The 17,595-nt window shown below is 70.6% G+C and carries 16 protein-coding genes and 1 pseudogene; 11 read left to right on the plus strand and 6 right to left on the minus strand.

Annotated elements, in window-relative coordinates; all coding sequences use genetic code 11:
• The first annotated feature begins 508 nt into the window (after positions 1-508).
• The 4 genes from K8612_RS35495 to K8612_RS35510 all read left to right on the plus strand — a co-directional run bounded on the left by K8612_RS35495 (position 509) and on the right by K8612_RS35510 (position 3,946).
• Positions 509-1,618 (plus strand): acyltransferase, encoded by a 1,110-nt coding sequence (locus K8612_RS35495; protein WP_223765513.1) that lies wholly within the window; start codon positions 509-511, stop codon positions 1,616-1,618.
• Positions 1,619-1,702: 84 nt separating this feature from the next.
• Positions 1,703-2,443: a YqjF family protein gene (locus tag K8612_RS35500; protein WP_223743374.1), complete on the plus strand. Its 741-nt coding sequence runs from the start codon at positions 1,703-1,705 to the stop codon at positions 2,441-2,443.
• Positions 2,444-2,489: 46 nt separating this feature from the next.
• Positions 2,490-2,909: a DUF2089 domain-containing protein gene (locus K8612_RS35505; RefSeq protein WP_223765503.1), complete on the plus strand. Its 420-nt coding sequence runs from the start codon at positions 2,490-2,492 to the stop codon at positions 2,907-2,909.
• A 5-nt stretch (positions 2,910-2,914) separates the two neighbouring features.
• The gene (locus K8612_RS35510; RefSeq protein WP_223765504.1) at positions 2,915-3,946 is read left to right on the plus strand and encodes a hypothetical protein; all 1,032 of its coding nucleotides are present in this window, start codon (positions 2,915-2,917) and stop codon (positions 3,944-3,946) included.
• 3 nt (positions 3,947-3,949) lie between these two features.
• Here the strand turns inward: K8612_RS35510 and K8612_RS35515 are convergent, their stop codons facing one another.
• On the minus strand, positions 3,950-4,600 hold the full coding sequence (locus K8612_RS35515) for a hypothetical protein (RefSeq protein ID WP_223765505.1): 651 nt from the start codon (positions 4,598-4,600) through the stop codon (positions 3,950-3,952).
• A gap of 10 nt (positions 4,601-4,610) precedes the next feature.
• Positions 4,611-5,429 carry an endonuclease I family protein gene (locus K8612_RS35520; RefSeq protein WP_223765506.1) on the minus strand — a complete coding sequence of 273 codons (819 nt, stop codon included), beginning with the start codon at positions 5,427-5,429 and terminating at the stop codon, positions 4,611-4,613.
• A gap of 278 nt (positions 5,430-5,707) precedes the next feature.
• Here K8612_RS35520 and K8612_RS35525 point away from each other — a divergent pair, with 278 nt between their 5' ends.
• Positions 5,708-6,670: a TIGR01777 family oxidoreductase gene (locus tag K8612_RS35525; RefSeq protein ID WP_223743369.1), complete on the plus strand. Its 963-nt coding sequence runs from the start codon at positions 5,708-5,710 to the stop codon at positions 6,668-6,670.
• A gap of 2 nt (positions 6,671-6,672) precedes the next feature.
• Positions 6,673-7,554, plus strand: a complete 882-nt coding sequence (locus K8612_RS35530; protein WP_223765507.1) for an alpha/beta fold hydrolase — start codon at positions 6,673-6,675, stop codon at positions 7,552-7,554.
• Here K8612_RS35530 and K8612_RS35535 read toward each other — a convergent pair.
• The 3 genes from K8612_RS35535 to K8612_RS35545 form a co-directional block, all read right to left on the minus strand.
• Positions 7,549-8,619, minus strand: coding sequence for a helix-turn-helix transcriptional regulator (locus tag K8612_RS35535; protein WP_223765508.1), 1,071 nt, complete (start codon positions 8,617-8,619; stop codon positions 7,549-7,551). The two genes, K8612_RS35530 and K8612_RS35535, sit on opposite strands and share 6 nt — an antisense overlap.
• A gap of 107 nt (positions 8,620-8,726) precedes the next feature.
• Positions 8,727-9,797, minus strand: a complete 1,071-nt coding sequence (locus K8612_RS35540; RefSeq protein ID WP_223743366.1) for a helix-turn-helix transcriptional regulator — start codon at positions 9,795-9,797, stop codon at positions 8,727-8,729.
• 102 nt (positions 9,798-9,899) lie between these two features.
• Complete coding sequence (locus K8612_RS35545) at positions 9,900-10,976, minus strand: LuxR C-terminal-related transcriptional regulator (protein ID WP_223765509.1); 1,077 nt, start codon at positions 10,974-10,976, stop codon at positions 9,900-9,902.
• A gap of 177 nt (positions 10,977-11,153) precedes the next feature.
• On the opposite strand from K8612_RS35545, the gene K8612_RS35550 reads away from it, so the two are divergent.
• Positions 11,154-11,492, plus strand: a complete 339-nt coding sequence (locus K8612_RS35550; protein ID WP_223743364.1) for a TerB family tellurite resistance protein — start codon at positions 11,154-11,156, stop codon at positions 11,490-11,492.
• Between the two features lie 10 nt (positions 11,493-11,502).
• Here K8612_RS35550 and K8612_RS35555 read toward each other — a convergent pair whose 3' ends face one another.
• Positions 11,503-12,873 carry a TAXI family TRAP transporter solute-binding subunit gene (locus K8612_RS35555; RefSeq protein ID WP_223765514.1) on the minus strand — a complete coding sequence of 457 codons (1,371 nt, stop codon included), beginning with the start codon at positions 12,871-12,873 and terminating at the stop codon, positions 11,503-11,505.
• A gap of 150 nt (positions 12,874-13,023) precedes the next feature.
• Here K8612_RS35555 and K8612_RS35560 point away from each other — a divergent pair, with 150 nt between their 5' ends.
• The 4 genes and pseudogenes from K8612_RS35560 to K8612_RS35575 form a co-directional block, all read left to right on the plus strand.
• A complete protein-coding gene (locus tag K8612_RS35560) occupies positions 13,024-14,568 on the plus strand; it encodes an ELWxxDGT repeat protein (protein ID WP_223765510.1) in 1,545 nt (514 codons plus the stop codon).
• A gap of 76 nt (positions 14,569-14,644) precedes the next feature.
• Positions 14,645-15,715, plus strand: a complete 1,071-nt coding sequence (locus K8612_RS35565; protein WP_223765511.1) for an MBL fold metallo-hydrolase — start codon at positions 14,645-14,647, stop codon at positions 15,713-15,715.
• Positions 15,716-15,763: 48 nt separating this feature from the next.
• Entirely contained in the window at positions 15,764-16,666 is a 903-nt protein-coding gene (locus K8612_RS35570) for a glycoside hydrolase family protein (RefSeq protein ID WP_223765512.1), read from the plus strand.
• Positions 16,667-16,757: 91 nt separating this feature from the next.
• Positions 16,758-17,519 (plus strand): annotated as a pseudogene (locus K8612_RS35575) (serine/threonine protein kinase); the annotation flags it as partial.
• Positions 17,520-17,595: the final 76 nt, after the last annotated feature.

Raw genomic sequence — 17,595 nt, forward strand, 5'->3', positions numbered from 1 at the left:
CCAGTCCACAAACCGGTCCGACTGTCCGACAGGTTCTTGTTTCTCGGGCGGCAAGAGGCTCCCCCACAGCCCGGTCCACGAACTTGTCCGACTGTCCGACAGGTTCTTGTTTCCGAGGCGGCAAGGGGCTCCCTACAGCCCGGTCCACCAAACCCGTCCGACTGTCCGACAGGTTCTTGCTTCCCGGGCGGAGGGAGGGAGTTCCTCGAGCCTCGGTTCTCACGACCTGGCTGGCAGTCGGACGGGTTCGTGAGGTGGGCCGCTGACCGGAGGCTCTGGGGGATTCGAAACCTGTCCTACTGTCGGACAGGTTTTTCTCGGCGCGGCGCTGGGGGACCTGGCGCCTGGGCGGATCCGTGCGGGAGGCCCGCGCGAACTCGTGGCCGGTGCTTCGGGCCCGGCGTGTCCCTGGCGGCCTGGGCGCGCCTTGCTAGCATCGGGCGCCCCCCCCCGCTGAAAGCCGACTCCGCTGAACGCCACCGAACCGCGCCATCTGGCCGGCCTGGACCTGCTCCGGTGCCTGGCCATCCTCGTCGTCGTCGTCTACCACTACCCCCGCCCCGAAGGTCACGAGGCCTACCAGTCGTTCGCCAACTTCGGCTGGACGGGCGTGGAGCTGTTCTTCGTGCTCAGCGGCTTCCTCATCGGCTCGCAGCTCCTGGAGCCGGTGTCGCGAGGTGAGACGCCGTCACTGCGGCGCTTCTACCTGCGGCGCGCGCTGCGCATCCTCCCGTCCTTCCTCGTCGTGCTGGGCCTGTACCTCTTCGTGCCCGCCTGGAGCGAGCGGCCCCTGGTGACGCCCGCGTGGCGCTTCCTCACCTTCACGCAGAACTTCGGCCTGCGCATCAACGGCTTCTCCCACGCGTGGTCGCTGTGCGTGGAGGAGCACTTCTACCTGGTGCTGCCGCTCACCGTGCTCGCGCTGCGCGGACGCCTCCGCGCTCCGTCCCTCATCGCGCTCGCGGCGGCCGTGATGGTCGGCGGCATGCTCCTGCGCGGCGGGCTGTGGCAACGCCACTTCTCCATGCTCGGGCCCGCGGAGCCGGGGTGGCGCGACTTCGACATGCTCCTCTACTACCCGACGTACGCGCGGCTCGACGGGCTGACGTGCGGCGTGCTGCTCGCGGCGCTGCGCGTCTTCCGGCCCCGGGCCTGGGAGCGCTGGACTCGCGGCGCCCGCGCGGGAGGGATGGCCGTCGTGGGACTCGCGTGCCTGGGTGGCGTGCTCTTCATCAACGAGGAGCACTACCGCTACCTGCCCTATGTCCTGCTGTCGTTCCCCCTGGCCGCGCTGGGCTTCGCGGCGCTGTTGCTGGCACTGGCGGGCCCCGGGGCCTCACGCTTCTGCGTCCGCATCCCGGGCGTGAAGACCTTCGCGATCCTGAGCTTCACCGTCTACCTCACGCACAAGGCCGTGCAGCACGGCGTGCGGGAGGCGCTGGCGCCTCATGGCCTGGACGCGTTCCACCCCGTCACGCTGCTGGGCGGCGCGGTGGCGGTGCTGCTCGCCTCGCTCGCGCTGCACCATGGCGTGGAGCGGCCCGCGCTGAAGTGGCGGGAGCGGCTGGAGCGGGGGCTCCTCTCCAGCAAGCCCCAGGCGCGGCCCGCCTTGCCCTGACGGCGGCCCGCGCTTCTGCTCGGCAGAAGCCACGCACGGGGGTGGCCCTGGGCCCGGGCGCCGCGTGCGCGCTAGACCTCGCGCATGCGCCCCTTCCTGACGGCGACGTGGCGGTACCTGCTGATGCTCAACTACGAGGTGGATCCGGCGGTGCTGCGGCCCCTCGTCCCCCGTGGCACGGAGCTCGACGCGTGGCAGGGCCGCACGTTCGCGAGCATGGTCGGCTTCCGCTTCCTCGACACACGCGTGCGGGGAATCGCGGTGCCGTTCCACCGGGACTTCGATGAGGTGAACCTGCGCTTCTACGTGCGCCGCCTGGGCCCCGAAGGCTGGCGGCGCGGCGTGGTGTTCGTGCGCGAAATCGTGCCCCGGTGGGCCATCGCCACCGTGGCGCGCGTCCTCTACAACGAGCCCTACGTCGCGCACCCCATGCGCCACGCCGTGACCATGGACGGCGCGGACACCGGCGCGCCCGGCCACGTCGAGTACGCCTGGAAGTCCCACGGCCGCTGGCACCAGTTGTCGGCACGGACGCTCGGCGCGCCGGCCGAGAGCGCCCCCGGCTCCCAGGAGGAGTTCATCACCGAGCACTACTGGGGCTACACCGCCCAGCGCGACGGCGGCTGCGCCGAGTACCGCGTGGAGCACCCGCGCTGGACCGTCTGGCGTGCCCAGGAGACCGCCTTCGACTGCGACGTGGCCCGCTTCTACGGCCCCGCCTTCTCCGAATGCCTCCGGGGCACGCCCCACTCCGCCTTCGTGGCCACCGGCTCGGAAGTGTCCGTCTTTCCTGGAAATGAACTCCCGCCCTTGCCAAGCCCGTAGAAATCAATATTCTCAAACTTGAAATTGATTTTCTGAATAACCATCCATGACGACCTCCAAGTCCACCTGGCCCGTGCCCACCCGCTGCCCCGTCTGTGGAGGCGGCACCGTCATCGAGCGGGTGCGCTGCGACGGGTGCGCGTCCGCGGTGGAGGGGCGCTTCACGACGGGCTGGGTGCAGCAGTTGTCGCCGGAGCAGCTCGCGTTCGTGCGCGTGTTCATCGCGTGCCGGGGGAAGATCAAGGACGTGGAGCAGGCGCTGGGCCTCTCCTATCCGACGGTGGTGGCGCGGCTGGACGACGTGGTGGAGGCCCTGGGCCAGGCGCCCGGAGTCCCGCCGCCTCCCGCCCCTCCTCCGCCCCGGGAGCGCGGCGCGCCGCGCCGGGCGCAGATCCTCGATGACCTCGCGGCCGGGCTCATCGACGCGGACGAGGCCGCTCAACGTCTCAAGAAGGCACGGGAGTAACCTCCATGATGGACCCTGAAGCCACGCCGTCCTCCGACGCCTCGTCTTCCTCGCGCGAGGGCACCCAGCGCCACGCGATTCCGTGGGGACAGCACGCGGAGCTGGTGCTGCACGCGCCCGCCGCCACGCTCGTCGTGTCGCCGCTGCCGGAGGGTGAGAAGCCCTACCTGGTGACGCACGGCCGGGTGGAGGCGCGCATCCAGGAGCACGGCCGGGTGACGAAGGTGGAGCTGGTGCCGCGCGAGGCCGGCTTCCTGTCGCTGTTCTGGCGCCACGGCGGACAGGCGGAGCTGTTCGTGCCGCCGGACGTGCGCGCGAAGCTCCTCCTGGACGCGGGCGCGGTGCGTATCTCCGGCCTGAAGGACTGCGAGCTGGAGCTGAACACCGACGCGGGCACGGCGAGCCTGCGCGACGTGCACGGCAAGCTGACCCTGCGCACGGGCGCGGGCCGCATCATCGGCGAGCGCGTGGGCGGCACCCTGCACGTCCACGCCGCCGCGGGCGCGGTGAAGCTGGACGTGGACGCGCTGGACGTGGGCGAGCACCGCATCGGGACGCAGGTGGGCGCGGTGGAGCTGCGCCTGGTGCCCGGGCTGGACGTGAACATCTCCGCCCATACGTCGCTGGGCTCGGCGCAGACGCGCTACCCGTCCAACCCCCAGGCGGCCACCACCCTCCTGATGGAGACGGAGCTGGGCTCGGTGCGCCTCCGCGAGTCGGGGCGTTCACGCGGCGAGGACGCGGAGGCCTGGGAGGAGGACTCGCTGCGCTGGCAGCGTCAGGCGGAGCGCTGGCAGCGCCGCGCCGAGCGCCACGCGAACCAGTGGGCCCACGCCTGGGCGAACTCCTGGGGCGCGCCGCCCTGGGCAGGCCCTGGCGCCCGGCACCACCACCGGCCGCAGCCGCCCGCGCCCCCCCCGCCGCCTCGGTCCCAGGGCATCCCCGACGAGGAGATGCGCCGCGTGCTGGACCTGGTGGAGGCCGGCAAGCTCAGCGCGGAGGACGCGCACAAGCTGCTCAAGGCGATGCAGCGCTGAGGCTCAGGCGCCCTGGGTGAGGAAGCGGAAGGGGCGCACGCAGTCCTCCCGGGTACACCGGAAGAGGTAGCCCCGGCCGTTGTCTCCGAAGTCCAGGCCGAACGGCATCGCGGCCAACTGCGCGACGAAGCGCATGGGGGCGTCGCAGCACTCCGGCGTGGCCTCGCCGTTGAGCCACCCGGGCACGCCGCCCACCTTGCTCTCCGGTGCCTCCTCCTGCGCGCGGTCCAGCGCCAGGAGCTGCTCCTCGGTGGCCTCGTTGACGTCCACCGACAGGGCCTCGGTGTCCTCGGTGGCGGGCGCGAAGCCGAGCGTCCACTCCGCGTAGGGCTTCACCGGCCCCGGCGGCGCGCTCACGGACGGCGCGCCCGCCATCACCGGCACGGCCGCGTTGGCGCCCTCCTCCGGGTCCCAGCGGAAGCAGGTCGTGTCGGGGTTCTCGCACTGGAAGACGTGGACCGACGCGTGGGGCGCCAGGTCCAGCCGTCCTTCGACGTGCGGCAGTTGGAAGAGGAAGCGCTGGGGGCCGCCGCACATCGCGCAGGCGGGCCACTCCAGGGGGCCTGGCGCCTCTGGCGCGCCCCCCACCTTCATCAGGGGGACACCGGTGCGGCCAGGGACGAGCGCCCACAGGGGCGCGAGCGGACGGGACATGCCCGGGAGTCTAGAAGTCCGCGATGCGGTCGGCCAGCGACGCGTCGTCCACGAAGGGGTTGCGGTTCTGCTGGTAGGTCTCGATGGCGTCGTTGCGCGCGACTTCCGCCGCGTCCACCTTGTCCAACTGGTTCCACTGCTTGAGCACGGCCTCGTCGTCCGCGGGGATGTGCTTGTTGTAGACGGTGGAGAAGTAGAACAGCGCGCGCGCCACGTTGCCCTTGTGCTCGTCGGGCGGCTCGAAGACGGTGCGGCCCTTCTCGTCGGTGCCGAACTTGGCGCCGTTCTCCTGCCACTTCACGTTCTTCACCGTGCCGAAGGGGTAGTTGCCGCGGATGGAGTTGGCCTTGCTGTCCGTGGGGAACAGGTGGTGCAGGTCCGCCTTCGCCGCGCCCGTGGCGCCCTTGGACTGGGGCCAGGTGTGCTCGGTGTTCATCACGTTGCTGCTGGGAATCTTGTTCGTCTGCACTTCCTTGCCCGTGTAGACGCACTTCACCTTGCCGTCGTGGTTGTCCAGGGTGGTGAAGATGATCTTCCGCGCGCCGTTGTAGCCCAGGTCCTTGTGCTTGCTGACCGCGTCGTGCAGCGCGTTGATCAGCGCCTGGTCCTTCAGCCCGTCGTAGCGGGGATCCGACTTGGGCGGCACGTCCTCCACCGGCACCTGCGGCGCGGGCACGGGCGTCGTCGGGGCCTTCTTCGCCGTCGCGCCGGCCTCGAACGTGGAGACCGAGGAGAACGCCTTCGGGGTGATACGGGCCGTGTTGGCCGGGGCCGACGCGGAGTTCGTCGAGGGGCGGGTCGCGGAGAGCGGGCGGGACGGGATGATCATGACGGCCCTCAAGATTCGAGGTGGGGGGATGACGCATTGTCGTCCGGGCGCGCCCCCGGTTGCGTGACGCGCCGCATTTTCCCTTCGAGCCAGTGGGTTTCTCCCGCCCGACCCGGGACATCCCGGGAAATGCCCCACCCCCGCCCCCGGAGCCGGGGAAAAGCGGGGCTCATCGGCGGCACCAGGACGGCCCGGGGGCCGCCTTCCGGGAGCCGGGCGGTCCGGACGGGGCGCGCGCTATGCCTCCGGGGGTCGCACCACATGAGGGGGTTTCGTCCATGAAGGTCGTGATTCCGGGTGGCACGGGGCAGGTGGGCGCCCTGCTGGCGCGGGCGTTCAGCGCGCGGGGGGATGACGTCGTGCTGCTCAGCCGGGGAGGACAGGGGGCGGCGCGCACGGTGTCCTGGGACGGACGCACCCTGGGTGCTTGGGCGAAGGAGGTGGATGGCGCCGACGCGGTCATCAACCTGGCGGGGCGCAGCGTGAACTGCCGCTACACGGAGGAGAACCTGCGCCAGATGATGGACTCGCGGGTGGACTCCACGCGGGTGGTGGGCCAGGCCATCCAGCAGGCCGCGAAGCCGCCGCGCGTGTGGCTGCAGATGAGCACCGCGACGCTGTACGCGCACCGGCTGGACGCGCCCAACGACGAGGCCACCGGACTCATGGGAGGGAGTGAGCCGGGGGTGCCCGCGTACTGGAAGCGCAGCACCGACATCGCGCAGGCGTGGGAGCGCACGCTGGCGGAGGCCGTCACGCCCCACACGCGCAAGGTGGCGCTGCGCACGGCGATGGTGATGAGCCCGGACCGGGAGGGCATCTTCGACGTGCTCCTGGGCCTGACGCGCCGGGGGCTGGGAGGCCCCGCAGGCAGCGGGCGGCAGTACGTGTCGTGGATCCACGACCGGGACTTCGTGCGCGCGGTCCAATTGCTGTTGGAGCGTGAGGACCTGGACGGGCCGGTGAACCTGGCCGCGCCGAACCCGCTCCCCCAGCGGGAGCTGATGGCGAAGCTGCGCGAGGCGGCGCACGTGAGCGTGGGGCTGCCGGCGGCGAAGTGGATGCTGGAGGTGGGCGCGTTCTTCATGCGCACGGACACGGAGCTTTTGCTCAAGAGCCGCCGCGTGGTGCCGGGGCGGCTGCTGGACGCGGGCTTCACCTTCGAGTACCCCGACTGGGGGACCGCCGTGACGAACCTCGTCGAGCGCTGGCGCGCGGGGAGCGGCCCCGTTCGGAGCTGACCGTGTCCACGAAGACGTACCGCGTCCGCTGGGGGCGCATCGCCGCGCTGGGGCTCGCGTTGGGCGCGCTGGGCACGGGCGGCGTCACGGCGGTGAGGGGGCTGCGCACGGCGCAGGCGCTGGTGCACCCGGCGCGAGTTCCGGTGACGCGGCCCTCCGGCGCTGACGCGCTGCCGGGCCTGGAGGACGTGTCCTTCGAGGCCGCGGGGCGGAGGCTCCGGGGGTGGTACGTCCCGTCGCGCGACGGGACGGCGGTGGTGCTGGTGCACGGCTTCGCGGACAACCGCACGCGCATGCTCTTCGAAGCCAGGGTGCTGTCGGAGGCGGGGCACGGCGTCCTGCTCTTCGACCTGCACGGCCAGGGCGACAGCGAAGGCGACGCGATTGGCTGGGGCGACAGTGAGCGCGAGGACGTGCGCGCGGCCCTGGCCTTCGTGCGGGCGCGGCCGGACGTCACCCCGGGACGCGTGGGCCTGTTCGGGTTCTCCATGGGCGGGACGACGGCCCTGCTGGTGGCGCAGGAGGACGCGAGGGTGAAGGCGGTGGCGGCGGCGGGAGCGTTCCCGGACCTGGCGGGGGACATGGGCTCGCACTACGGCCTGAGCACCTGGGCGGTGTTGTGGGGGCTGCGCCGCTCGGGCATCCACGTGGACGCGGTGCGCCCCGTGGACGGCATGTGCCGGCTGGAGGGCCGGCCGCTGCTGCTCATCAACGGAGGCAGCGACCCGGACGGCCCCCAGAAGCTGGACGGCCGCCTCTACCGCGCCGCCTGCGAGCCCCGAGAGCAGTGGGTGGTGCCCCAGGCGGCCCACGGCGAGTACGCCCAGAAGGACCCCGAAGGCTACGCCCGCCACCTGCGCGACTTCTTCGCCCGCGCGCTATGAGCGCCGGCCCCGGGTGACGAGATCCAGCCGGCCGTCGGTGTCGGTTCTCTCGTAGAGCGCCTTCGTGTGCTCCTTCACCGTGTGGAGGGAGAGCTTGAGTTCACGGGCGATGTCCGCATCGCTCGCCCCGTCGTTCAACAGGTCCGCCACCTCCAGTTGCCGGTCAGACAAACGCGGGACCCACTCCGGCCGCATCCAGTGCAGTTCCTCGCGGATGCGCACCTCCCACAGCGTGCATCCCGGGCGCAGGACGGTGGAAGCCTTGAAGCTCACCTTCAAGGTGTCGAGGCCCCGCGTCTTGTCAGGGAAGGGCTTCTCGGTGGGGAGCAGGAGACCGTCCAGGCTCGAAAGCCACTTCACGTAGTCCACCCACTCCTTCGGGACGTCATGGCTGAGTTCGTGGGGAGAGAACCACCGGCTCAGCAAGGCCCTGGCGGTGCCCGTCTCCTCGATGCGGCGTCCCATGGCGTTGAGGACCATGCCAGGCCACGCCTCCATCGACAGCGCCGTCAGGAGGTCTCCCTTGAAGCGCAGGGCTTCGATGTACTGGACGGTGGACACCGCGTCGTTGATGAGCGGGATGAACGCCTGAAGCAGCGCCTCGTCCCGCTCCGTGAAGGCCCGGGCGGAGTCCTTGTACATCGCGATGCCACCCTGGAACTTCTGCCGGGTCTCGAACAGCAGGGTGGCCAGCACGTGCTTCAGCTTCAAGCCAGCGGCCCGGCTGCGCTCATAGGTCTCCGTGCTGTCCAGGGAGCGCCCTTCCAGCATCTGGAGCTCCCTCGCGGCCTGGTTGGGCCGGGCCAGCGTGTACTGGAACACGAAGCACCGGGACGCCCACGGCGAGTACCCCGCGAGCAGGGGCTGCACGCTTGGCGCGACCCACTCCAACCCCGGAGACCCATCCGCGTGGGTGAACCCCACCGCGAGGTGGTCCGCGCGGCAGATGCGCTCCATCACCGCCTGGATGGCCGCGTAGATGTCCTCGAAGGTCCTGACATTGCGCAGGCGTTTATCCATCTCCTGGATCAGCCGCAGCTCGCGTGACGTGAACGTCAAAGCCATGTCCATGGGTACCTCCCTCCCCGCGTTTCCCTACTCCTCAAGAATGACATGACCGGGACCCGGCCCCACCCCCTCCGAAGAGGGGGGGTGTCAGGGCAACACGGTGGCTACGCGCGGCGGCCCTTGGCGACGAACTCGCCTCGGCTGTGGATGCCGGTCTTGTCGAACAGCGACTTGATGTGGACCTTCACCGTCTCCACGGAGCACCCGAGCCGGGCGGAGATCTCCTTGTTCGCCAGGCCCTCGTGAAGACAGTCCGCCACGCGTGACTCCTGGGCGGTCAGCTTCTCCTTCCAGTCCGGGCGCAGCCAGTGGACCCGCTCGTGCATCCGCACCTGCCACAGGTTGCGGCTCCCCCAGTTGACGGCGGAGGGACTGAACGTCACGTCCAGCCGGTCCGCGTCGCGCTCCAGCGTGAGCGACTCCAGCCGCGGATCCGCCGCGACGTCGAAGCGGGACAGCGCCCTCACCCGCTCCGCCCAGGCTCGGGGGACCCCGTCGCTGAGCTCGTGGGACGGAAACCACCGCTCCAGCAGCGGAATCGCCGGGCCCGTGTCCACCACCTTGCGCCCCAGGCTGTTGAGCACCAGCACCGGGCTCGCCCCCATCGCGATGGCCTTCAGCAGGTCGCGCTCGAAGCGGACGGCGTAGAGCTCCTGGAGCCGCGCCACCGCCCGGGAGATGTACGGGATGATCTGCTGCAGGAACCACTGCGCCTTGAGCGTGAAGGGCCGGGAGGACTCCCGGTACATCGCGATGCCGCCCTTCAGGTCCTGCTCCGTGAAGAGCAGCGACGCCAACACGCGCTTGAGCTTCAACCCCGCGCCCTGGCTGCGCCGGAAGGTCTCCGTCTCCACCAGCGGCTGCCCCCGCAGCATCTGGGCGTCGCTCAGCACCAGGTTGGGCTGCACCACCGTGGCGCGGAAGACGAAATCCTCCTGCACCCACTCCGCGTAATCCTTGAGGAGGGGGTGGACGGTGTCGGTCCTCCACTGCAACCCCGCGGTCCCATCCGGATTCGCGCAGCCCACCGCGAGGTGGTCCGCCTCGCAGAGCGAGAGGAGCGCCCGGGACAGGGCCTCGTAGACGTCCTCCAGCGTCCGGGCGTCGCCCAGCGCTTCCTTCAACTCCGCGACCAACGCCTGCTCACGCGACAGGAACTTCCGTGCCTTGCCCATGGGTACCACCCCCGTTTGCAATACCCATCAAGTATTACGAGCGCGGAAAGAGGGCCCATCCCCCCAAAGAGGTATGACAGGCCTGTCGGCGGCGTCCGCCGGCTACACGCGGCGCCCCTGCGCGAGGAACTGCGTGCGGCTCGAGGTCCCGGTCTTCCGGTAGATGGACTGCAGTTGCTTCTTCACCGTCCCCTCCGTGCTCCCCAAGGGAATCGCGATGTCCCGGTTCGAATCCCCCCGGTGGACGCCATCCGCCACCTTGAGCTCCGCGGGCGTCAGCAATCGCAGCCAGTCCTCCCGCAGCCAGTGCGGGCGCTCGATGATGCGCACCTGCCACAAGGGATTGCCCGCCCAGAGGATGGTGGACAGCGAGAACGTCACCTCCAATCGCTCGCCGTCCTTCTCCCGCGCATCCTTGAGCAGGTCCGGGGGGAACATCCCCTTCACGCGCGACAACGCCTCCACGCGCTTCACCCACGCCTGGGGAATCCCTCGCGGCGCCAGCTCCGAGCGCGTGAACCACTTCTCCAAAAGCCGCGTGGCCGCGTTCGTCCGGACCATCTCCCGGCCCCAGGGCGTCAGCACCAGCAGCGCCCCGGTCTCCACGGCGCCGGCCTTGAGCAGGTCCAACTCCAATCCCTGTGCATGCAGCCTCTGCACCCGGCTGACCGCGCGGTGGATGGCGGGCACCAACTGCTGCAACAACTGCTGGCTGCGCGCCGGGAAGGGCCGGGAGCCCTCGCTGTACACCGCGAGCCCGCCCTTGAGGCCCTGCTGCTCTTCAATGAGCAGCGTCGCCATCACGTGCCGCAGGTCCAGCCCCGCCTCCACGCTGCGGTGACGCGTCTCCATGGCGTCCAGCTTCTTCCCCTGGAGCATCTCCGCCGTGCTCAACACGCGGTTGGGCTGCGCGAGGGTGGCCTGGAAGACGAAGTCCTGCGTCACCCATTCGGAGTAGTGCTTGAGCAGGGGCATCGTCGTGCGGCTCGTCCACTGGAGTCCCACGGAGCCATCCAGGTTGGCGCAGCCCAGCGCGAAGTGGTCCGCCCTGCACAACTGGAGGACGCGCGCCTCCAGGACGTCGTGGATGTCCTTGTAGCTGCCGACGTCAATCAGGTCCGTCAGCAGCTCCGTCCGAATCGACTCCTCACGCGACGTGAATCGCAACGCCCCACCCATGCGGAATGCCTCCCCCGGCAATGCCATACGTCTGGAGCATGACATGGACAGGCCCGGGGGCTGGAGGCCCCTCCCCCACCCGCCCGCCCTTCCGCTCCCCAACGGGGCGGCGACGTCGGGCTGGACGGCTCCCCCCCTGGCAGGTCAGCCTGGACATCCTTGGAGGATGCAACCCACATGGCCGCCCCGCTGCCCCCTGAATCCCGGTTCCACATCGAGGTCATCAAGCTCCTGCTCCAGGTGGCCACCAGCGACGACCGCGTCACCCGCGAGGAGATTGACTCCATCATCGAGACCGCGCGCGGCTTCAGCGTGCCCCTGACGGACCTCAGCGCCCTCACCCGCTGCCTCCAGGAGGGCCACCCGCTCCCGCCGCCGGACCTGGGGCTGCTCCGCGAGGACCCCAGGGCCGTGCTCGACGCCGTCCACGCGCTCATCGCCGGAGACGGCCACGTGCACGAGTCGGAGATCGCCATGGCCCGGCAGATCCGCGAGCTGCTCGGCATCGCCCCCTGAGGGCTCCACGTCACGCCGTCGCGTGCAGCGGGTGCCCGTCCTTGTGCTCGGGCGCGCCCGCGAGCCTGCGGGTGAGCCGGCGGCGCACGACGTCCACGTGCTCGCGGAAGAAGTACAGGTTCTCCGCGTAGGCGAGCGGCACCGCGATGCGGTTCACCTCGCGCTCGGCCTCCTCCAGCCGCTTGAGCATGTCCTGGAGCAGCTCCTGGTCCGGGTCCTCCTCCAGTTGGATTTCAATCTCCTTCAGCCGCGCGTACCACCGGTGGATGCGTGAGCGCACCCGCCACAGGAACACCGCGGGCACCGCGCGCCCCAGCGGCACCACCACCGCGATGATGGGCACCAGCATCACCCACAGCCGGTCCACCAGGTTCGCCGCCCAGAAGGGCAGGTAGCGCTGGAGCAGCGGAACGCCCGTCGCGTAGTAGCGCTTCGCCTCGCTGCTCAGCGCGAAGCCCGCCGCGAGCGGCGCGGGGAACTCCCCCGTCTTGTCCAGGATGCCCGCCGTGCCGTGGATGTCGCTGGCCGCGCGCATCAGCAGGTACGCGAGCGCCGGGTGCAGCGAGTCCTTCGCCAGCAGGAGCGCGTTGGGCGCGAGCAGCACCACGTCCTCGTCCGGCACGTTCCTGGCGAAGTCGAACACGCCCTGCGGCAGCACGTGGCGCGACAGGTACGGGTAGCGGCGCGTGTAGGCCTCCGCGCGCTTGAAGCTCAAGAGGCGCACGTCCTTCACCGCCGCCAGCTTCTGGATGCGCGGCGACTCCGCGGGCGACACCAGGAACACCGCGTCCACCTTGCCCTGCGTCAGCGCGTCGATGGCGGCGTCCCGGTCCAAGGGCAGCAGCTCCGTGGGCGCCGCGTCCACCTTGTTCGCCTGGAGCAGCGTCATCGCCAGCGCGCGCGTGCCGCTCTCCTCGGGCCCCACCGCGATGCGCTTGCCCTGGAGGCCGCGCACGTCGTCCACGGGCTCGCCCCGGTAGAAGACCCACAGCGGCACGTAGGAGAGGCTGCCCAGCGACAGCACGCGCTCCGGCACCTCCTGCCCCTTGCCGCCGGTGGTGCCGCTCTGCGCGAAGGCGATGTCCACCCCGCTGTCCTCCGCGCTCAACAGCGCCACGCTGCCCACGGAGCCCTTCGTGTTGCGCAACTCCAGCGTCACCCCGTGCTGCGCGAGGAACTTCTGGTAGCGCTTCGCCATGTAGTTGAAGCCGCCTTCGTCCGGCGCCAGCGCCATCACCAGCGTCTTGGGCGGCGCGGGCTTGACGAAATAGAACGTCACCGCGAACGCCACCGCGATGAGCAGCGTCGCGGGAGCGACGGCGATCCACAGGTCGCGCCGCAACGTGCGCTTGAGCTGCGCCTTCAACGAGTCCGTCTTCATGAAGCCGCGCAGTATAGCGACCGCGCCGTACGAGGCCCCGCCGTACACCGCGTCGGTCCAGGCAGGCGAGCACGTCACGACCCGGGGGCACTTGGCGCAACCCCTTGCGCGACACACCCTCCCTCCCAGGCCTTTTTGAAGGGGTGCGGCATGGGTTGGCGCGGCGGGTGGGTGTGGTCCTTGCTGGTGGTGGGGGTGGGCTGCGGCGGCGCGCTCCCCGAGGAGCAGGCGGAGGCAGCGCTCGCACAAGAACCCACCTCCGCCCCCGACGTGACAGCGGAGGGCCTCTGCCTCCCCACCGCCGCGGGCACCCAGCGGGTGAAGACCCTCCTGCCCCCTTCGGAGCTGGGCATCCCGCGCTTCGCGATGGGACCGGGCAGCTTCGTGGACTTCCAGGGCACGCTGCACTTCGCGGTGAACGGCGAGGATGGCCGCCGCGGCCTGTGGCGGAGCACCGGCACGGACGCGGGCACCACGGAGGTGCGGTTCTTCCCGCCGACGCAGGGCCGGGAGACGCCGCTCCTGTCGGGGCTCACCGCCACGCCGTCGCGGCTCTTCTTCCAGGCGCCGGACGCGGCGCACGGCCTCGAGCTGTGGGTGAGCAACGGGACGACGGCCGGCACCCGGATGGTGAAGGACCTGACGCCGGGAGTGGAGAACTCGTACCTGACGCACCTGGCGGCGTCCGGGGACAGGCTGGTCTTCTTCAAGGAGACGTACGACGCCTCGGCGTCCACCACGCGCTACGAGCTGTGGAGGTCGGACGGCACCGCCTCGGGCACGGTGCGCGTGCGCGACTTCGGCACGAGCGTGGACGTGAGCTACCTGGACGCGAAGCAGGGCAACGCGCTGCTGTTCTTCGTGCGCGAGCTGCAGGGCGCCACCTCTCTGTGGCGCACGGACGGCACCGCCGGGGGCACCTTCGCGTTGAAGCGGCTGGACGCGGGCCCGGACACCTACCCCAACGACGTGCGCACCTCCGGCGCGCTCACCCTCTTCAAGCTGGAGGAGAGCAGCGGCCTGTCGGAGCTGTGGAAGACGGATGGGACGGCGGGCGGCACGGTGCGGCTGGCGTCCTTCGGCTCCACGCGCGCCATGCGCGTGCTGGGCGCGCTGGGCTCGTACGCGTACGTCACGACGACGTCCTTCAGCACCCAGTACATGGTCGTCTACCGCGTGCCGCTCGCGGGCGGCAACCCGGAGCCCGTGGTCACCCTGCCCAACGACTACGCGTCGCAGGGCCCGGCGTTCCCAACCATCGACGCCGTGAGCCAGGCACCGGAGGGCAGGAAGCTGTTCTTCTCGGTGGCCATCGGCAGTGACGGGCCCGCGCCGCGCGACACGCAGTTGTGGGTGACGAACGGCACCGCCGGGGGCACCACGCTGCTGCGCCGGCCGCTGAGCCTTTCGGACGAGTACAGCTCGCCGGTGTACGCGGTGGCGGACAACCTGGTCTTCTTCAGCGCCTATGAGACCACGGCCGGCATCGAGCCCTGGGTGAGCAACGGCACGGTGGCCGGGACGCGCCGCCTCAAGGACATCGCCGGGCCGGCCCAGGGCGGCTCCTCCTACCCTCGCGAGTTCTTCCGCCTGGGCAGCCGCGTCTACTTCAGCGCCTATGACGACACGCGGAACGCGCAGCTCTGGTCCTCCCACCTGAGCACCGCCTGCGTGGCGCCGGAAGACGCACAGTAGGCGCGGGGCGCCTCCCCGCCTGGGCTCCAGGCGGGTGGCCGTGCCGGGCGGAGGGGTGGGTGTTAGACACCGGCGCATGCCCACCGTCAGCGACAGCGCGCGCAGCGCGGGACTCCGCCTCGAACGCAGCCGGGCCTCCCGTCAGTTCGAGGGTCACGGCTTCCGCAACACCGCCCCCGTGGGGCCCGGCCTCCAGGGGAACCCACTGCCCCTCCTGGGCGAGTACTTCTTCGGGGGCACGCAGCGCACGCCGCCCGCGCCGCTGCCGGTGGACGACCCTCGCGGCGCCTGGGCCCGCGCGCCGGACACCGGCCTGCGCGTCACCTGGCTGGGCCACAGCACGATGCTCCTGGAGGTGGACGGCGCGCGCGTGCTGACCGACCCCGTGTTCGGCGACCGGGCCTCGCCCGTGTCCTTCGCGGGCCCCAAGCGCTTCCACGCCCCGCCCGTGCCGCTGGAGGCGCTGCCGGACCTGGACGCGGTGCTGGTGTCGCACGACCACTTCGACCACCTGTGCCGGAGCACCATCCAGGGGCTGGCGAAGCGGCGTGTGCCCTTCGTCACCGCGCTGGGCGTGGGGCGCCACCTGGAGGCCTTCGGCGTGGCGCCGGAGCTGATCACGGAGCTGGACTGGTGGGAGGAGCACCGCGTGGGCCCGGTGGCGTTCCGCGCGACGCCCTCGCAGCACTTCTCCGGCCGGGGCCTGGGCGACCGCAACGCGACGCTGTGGGCGTCGTGGGTGCTCACCACGGACAAGCACCGGCTGTTCTTCAGCGGCGACACCGGCCTCACGGCGGAGTTCGAGGAGATTGGCCGCAGGTGCGGCCCCTTCGACCTGGTGATGCTGGAGGTGGGCGCGTTCCACCCGAGCTGGGGCGGCATCCACCTGGGCCCGGAGAACGCGCTCAAGGCGCACGCGATGCTGGGCGGCGGCACGCTGATGCCGGTGCACTGGGGCACCTTCAACCTGGCGCTGCACGCGTGGGACGAGCCCGTGGAGACGCTGGTGAAGCTGGCCACGGAGCAGCAGGTGCGCCTCTTCACGCCGGGCCTGGGCCGGAGCCTGGAGCCCTCGCGCGTGGAGGGCGTGACGCCGTGGTGGCGCGACGTGGGCGAGCCCCGCCTCGTGCCCCGGCTGGCGCCGTGACGCCAGGGCTCGACGCCCACCCGACGCCCGGGCGTAGAGTCCCAGGCCATGCGCCCCTCCCTCCGGCTCCCCGTCGCGCTGTCCCTGGCCGTCGTGCTGTCGCCGCTCGTGGCGTGCGACCCCGCGGCCGGGGGGCCATCCCAGCCAGAGGATCCGGCCCCCGCCGCGTTGAAGAGCGCGAAGCGGGGCCTGGGGTATGGCTATCACTCGGCGGCGGACCTGAAGGCGCTCTCCCCGGGGATGAGCTGGTGGTACAACTGGTCGCCCCGGCCGGAGAGCGGCGCGGCCAGCGTCTACTTCTCGGAGCAGGTCTCCTTCGTGCCCATGGCCTGGGGCGGCACGCCCACGGTGGCCCAGCTCGAGTCGGAGATTCCGGCGGGCGCGCGGTACCTGCTGGGGTTCAACGAGCCCAACTTCAAATCGCAGGCGAACAAGACGCCCCGCCAGGCCGCGGCGCTCTGGCCCGTGCTGGAGGAGGTGGCCCGCCGCAAGGGGCTCGAGCTGGTGTCCCCGGCGGTGAACTACTGCGGCGACTGCGTGTCGGAGGACGGCGTCACCTTCAGCGACCCCGTGGTGTACCTGGATGCCTTCTTCGAGGCCTGCGCGAACTGTCAGGTGGATGCCATTGCCATCCACTGGTACGCGTGCGACCTGAGCGCGCTCAAGTGGTACGTGGAGAGGTTCAAGAAGTACGACAAGCCCCTCTGGCTGACGGAGTTCGCGTGCGGTGACCGGCCGCATGACGAAATCACCGTGGACGTGCAGAAGAAGTACATGGTGGATGCCATTGGCTATCTGGAGTCGGAGCCCGCCATCGAGCGCTACGCGTGGTTCTCCGGGCGCAACAACGAAATCCCCGCCATCAACCTGCTGGGCAACTCCGGCGAGCTGACCGAGCTGGGCCGCCTGTACGTCACGCTCGCCGCCGGGGCCTCCACGCCGTCTCCCTGAGGGGTGAGGCGCCAACCTACACACGGGGTTGGACAGACGCGAAGACGTCTATTCGGTGCTCCCAGGATTCTGGGGCTAAGGTAGACACCTCATGGCGCTTGAAGCGGGGGACACCTTCGGAAGGTATGAGCTGGTGTCCTGGCTGGGCCGGGGCGGCATGGCGGAGACGTGGCATGCCCAGTTGGTGGGCGCGGCGGGTGTCACCAAGTCCGTGCTCATCAAGAAGGTCCTCCCGGAGTACGCGGACGACGAGGCCTTCATCTCCATGTTCATCAGCGAGGCGCGCATCTCCGCCACGCTGTCCCATGGCAACGTCGCGCAGGTCTTCGACTTCGGGCAGGTGGAGGGCGAGTACTTCCTCGCCATGGAGTTCGTCGACGGCAAGCCGCTCGACAAGGTGCTCAAGCGCGCGATGCGCAGCGGGCTGCCCGCGCTGCCCATCCCCGTGGCGGTCTTCATCGCCATGGAGATGTGCCGGGGGCTCCACTACGCGCACTCGCGCACGGACAGCAGCGGCAAGCCGCTGGGCATCGTCCACCGCGACATCTCTCCGGACAACGTGCTCGTCAGCTACGAGGGTCAGGTCAAGATCGTCGACTTCGGCATCGCCAAGGCGCAGTTGCTGCGCGGCTTCAAGACGGAGCCCGGCGTGGTGAAGGGCAAATACCTCTTCTTCTCCCCGGAGCAGGCGCGTGGTGAAGAGGTGGATGCGCGCACGGATGTCTGGGCCACCGGCGTCGTCCTGTATGAGTTGCTTTGCGGCCGGCTGCCCGTGGAGGGCCCGCCGCATGTCGTGATGATGAAGATTGCTCACGGCGAGATTCCACCGCTGAGCCACCCGCGGCCGGACCTGAGGTCGTGTCAATTGGAGTGGAAACGCGTCAGGCGGCGCGACGAGTTCCCTGCGGTAGCATGACGAGGTTGCCGTC

The sequence above is a fragment of the Corallococcus sp. AS-1-6 genome (genome assembly GCF_020037015.1).
Lineage (GTDB): Bacteria > Myxococcota > Myxococcia > Myxococcales > Myxococcaceae > Corallococcus.